At 39.7% G+C, this 3,209-nt stretch carries 6 protein-coding genes; 1 reads left to right on the top strand and 5 read right to left on the bottom strand.

What is annotated here, in order from left to right; all coding sequences use genetic code 11:
• Positions 1–210: 210 nt before the first annotated feature.
• The 5 genes from nadS to VXK47_RS16555 all read right to left on the bottom strand — a co-directional run bounded on the left by nadS (position 211) and on the right by VXK47_RS16555 (position 2,103).
• Entirely contained in the window at positions 211–504 is a 294-nt protein-coding gene (nadS, locus tag VXK47_RS16575; protein WP_435549895.1) for a helix-turn-helix domain-containing protein, read from the bottom strand.
• Positions 501–728, bottom strand: a complete 228-nt coding sequence (locus VXK47_RS16570) for a type II toxin-antitoxin system RelE/ParE family toxin (RefSeq protein WP_435549896.1) — start codon at positions 726–728, stop codon at positions 501–503. Before VXK47_RS16570 ends, nadS begins: the two co-directional genes overlap by 4 nt.
• Positions 729–958: 230 nt before the next feature.
• Positions 959–1,267, bottom strand: a complete 309-nt coding sequence (locus tag VXK47_RS16565) for a Txe/YoeB family addiction module toxin (protein ID WP_435549894.1) — start codon at positions 1,265–1,267, stop codon at positions 959–961.
• Positions 1,248–1,526, bottom strand: a complete 279-nt coding sequence (locus VXK47_RS16560; RefSeq protein WP_435549893.1) for a type II toxin-antitoxin system Phd/YefM family antitoxin — start codon at positions 1,524–1,526, stop codon at positions 1,248–1,250. The genes VXK47_RS16565 and VXK47_RS16560 overlap by 20 nt, the downstream gene beginning before the upstream one ends.
• A 193-nt stretch (positions 1,527–1,719) precedes the next feature.
• Positions 1,720–2,103 (bottom strand): hypothetical protein, encoded by a 384-nt coding sequence (locus VXK47_RS16555; protein WP_435549892.1) that lies wholly within the window; start codon positions 2,101–2,103, stop codon positions 1,720–1,722.
• Positions 2,104–2,305: 202 nt separating this feature from the next.
• Here VXK47_RS16555 and VXK47_RS16550 point away from each other — a divergent pair, with 202 nt between their 5' ends.
• Positions 2,306–2,572, top strand: a complete 267-nt coding sequence (locus tag VXK47_RS16550; protein WP_435549891.1) for a site-specific integrase — start codon at positions 2,306–2,308, stop codon at positions 2,570–2,572.
• The last annotated feature ends 637 nt before the right edge of the window (positions 2,573–3,209 follow it).

The raw sequence follows: 3,209 nt of genomic DNA, 5'->3' as shown, positions 1-3,209 counted from the left end.
GCTCACAACCTCTGGTACACTAATTTCCACTTTCATGGGTGCTTCTCCTTTTTTTTGGTGTTTTTGCCTAAAATCCTTTTAAAGGAAAAGCGCCCTTTTTTATACCCTTTTAAAATTTACACAAAATATTATACACTACCGACCGGGCCACTCAAACTTTAACAAAAAACATAACGGGCTCCCGGTCTGCTCGACCCGATTGTTGGCTTTCTATTCGGTATGCAAAGCATCAAGAACAGCGCTGGGATTTCTCGATGCAATTCGTAACAATGCTTTAGCTGGGCCTTCCGGCTCTCTCCTGCCTTGCTCCCAATTTTGTAGAGTGCGGACACTAACTCCTATCATAAGTGCAAATTCATTTTGCGAGACATTGAGTTTCTCTCGTATAGTCCTAATTTCAAGGGGCTTGATTTCGTACACACGACTTGGTGACTTTCGTCCAGCTTTGATCTCTCCTGCCTCTTTAATACTTGCAACCAATTTTTCAAAATGATCCTTTTTCATGATAACAATTCCTTAACCATTTCACGGAGCAGCCTAAGTTGATCCGGTGTCAAATTTTCTTGTTCGGTCTTCGTATATGGAAAAAGCATAAAAATGGTGTCGGGCACTTTCCAGTAGTAAATGATTCGTAGTGACCCTCTTTTCCCTTTGCCAGGAAGATTCCAACGAATTTTCCGCAACCCTCCGCAACCCCTGATCAGACTTCCCGCATCCGGCCGGAGCATCAATGATGCTTGAAGCATTCGATAACTATCGTCTGATATCAGGCTTTGTATTTCTTTTGTAAAAATGGAGGTCTCTATAAAAATCATAGTTTATAATACGCCAATGGCGTAATTTGTCAAGGCTTGCCATGTAATTTTGTTTAAAGCCAATGTTAAGGCTCACTGGTTGCCGCGCAGTTTGCTGCAATCCAAGTGCAGCCGCTGGTTGGCAGCTTTTTTTGAGACGATTTTCAATAATGATAACGTGCTTGCACAAAATCGATTCTTTCATGCCCAACGGCATAAACGAGCCGATGTTCTTGCGTTATTCGCCGGGACCAGACACCTGATCCAAGAGACTTTAGAGGTTCAGGTTTACCGATACCTTGAAAAGGGTCCCGCATAATCGCCTCGACCAATTGAAAAATACGGAGTGCTGTTTTGCGATCAGTCTCCACCCAGTATCGTAGATCCTCTCTAAACTCTGGCTGAAACACAGATTCTCTCTGCTTTTTGATACCGGATGGTTTCTTATCACTTTTACTCAAAGCCGACCTCATTTCGAAGGTCATCAATCGTTTGAGGGGAACCAGATCCTTTACGGACTCTATCAAGTGCCGAAAGGAGTCGCTTTGCATTTTTGGGTGACCGAAGCAGGTGTGCTGTTTCGAGTACACCGGCCAACTCGTCGGCGGTTATCATGGCGACATCTTCACTCCCACGTCGCTGGATAATAACAACTTCTCGGTTTTTAGTTACTTCATCTAATAAAGAAGCCAAGCTTTCCCGGGCATGAGTGTATGTTGTTTGTATTGCCATATCTGCCTCCTAATTTAATGTACAGGTATAACGTACATGTTTTGGGTCAGATCGTCAATATTAATAACCTTACAGTTCGAATCAAGTGCCCTGCCAACGCAAAGGTTGAGCAGACCGGCCACCCAAATAGCATTAAAAAACGTGACGAGTCCCGGTCTGCTCAACCCTATGGTTATTTATTGTGTATCTATGGTCACTTTATTACAACTCTTTGAAGTTTAACCACCGGTTCCAAATGTTTTGATTTGTATACGTTAAGAACCACTCCTGGTTTAGAAATACTTTCCTGAACTTTTTTTAGTTCTAAAACAACTGCTTCCACGACAACGGGATCCCGAATATTATAAAGATTAACAAACGTAACGTCTTTAGGAAGAATATCCAAGAAATACTCCCCATCATTCCAGAAGAGTAGCTCTTTGGATTGACAGTCTGTAGGATTTGAGCAAATGCCCTTCGCTATCAACGCAGTTTGGGCTGCATCAATATATAAGCCACCCTCTGTTTGGTAAGGTTCACCGCATCCAGAAAGCAGAGCTACCCCAACTATCACAGCAATGAAGATTTGCTTAAGCATCTTCGAACACCATTGATTATCAGGTCAATTTGCCCTGATAATATGATATTAAGGGGGTTTTCGGGCAAATTTGCCCTGTGTCAATATCAGCCTTGATTAAAAATAAATATGGTATAAAATTATTTTAAAAATGCGATATAGACAACAACCGGTTAAAAAATTTACCAAATTATATTTGAGATAAAACCATCTTATTATGAGTATGTCAACACATAAAGATAGCAAACTAATGGATGAAGTTCGGGATGTTATGCGTTTGCATCACTACTCGATTCATACAGAAAAAACTTATTGCGACCGGATAAAACGATATGTATTGTTTCATAACATGAAATCCAGCGAAGATCTGGCGGATGGAGAGCACAAGATTGAATTGTTTTTAACGGATCCTGCTGTAAATAAAAATGTATCTAAGTCTACGCAAAATCAGGCAATGAACGCGCTGGTGTTTTTATATAAAAGGTATTAAAAGAGCCTCTGGAAAAGCAGATCAATTCAATCCGTGCTTCCAAAAAATTAAACATTCCCGAGGTTATGACCAGGGAAGAAACCTCTAAGGTCATATCTTTGATAGAAGGTACTCCCCAATTGGCTGTAAAACTGATGTATGGAAGCGGGTTGTGAATTTCAGAAGCCATCAGGTTACGTGTTAAGGACATAGATCAGAAAATGAAAACCATTATAGTTCGCTCCGGAAAAGGAGCAAAAGATCGGATCACGACATTTCCACCACCATGATTTACACTCATGTTTTGCAGCAAGGCGGACATGGTGTCGTTAGTCCGCTTGATGTTAATATTTGATTGCTTCCTCTGCTGATTGCAAGTTCAATTTCTCCGGTTTATTTCTATCCGATTGTTGTAAATCCTGTATTAATGAATAATTTAAAAGATTAATAGCAATGAAATATCAGAAATATAAAATTATGATAAACAAGATCCGGTTATTTAAAAATCTGATAAATATTGAGGTAATTTCAAAAGTCTCGCATTGATCCGATTATTTTTATAAAAAGCAGTTGAAATACCAAATAACATATTGATTTAATAAAGAGAATGCTCTATTATCTTCTTAAATTCACCAATTCAAGAAAGGATGATAATATG

This window comes from Desulfobacterium sp. N47, from assembly GCF_051233685.1.
In the GTDB taxonomy this organism is placed as follows: domain Bacteria; phylum Desulfobacterota; class Desulfobacteria; order Desulfobacterales; family RPRI01; genus RPRI01.
Note: the sequence above shows the minus strand (reverse complement) of the source record. Positions and strands in the feature narration are given on the sequence as shown.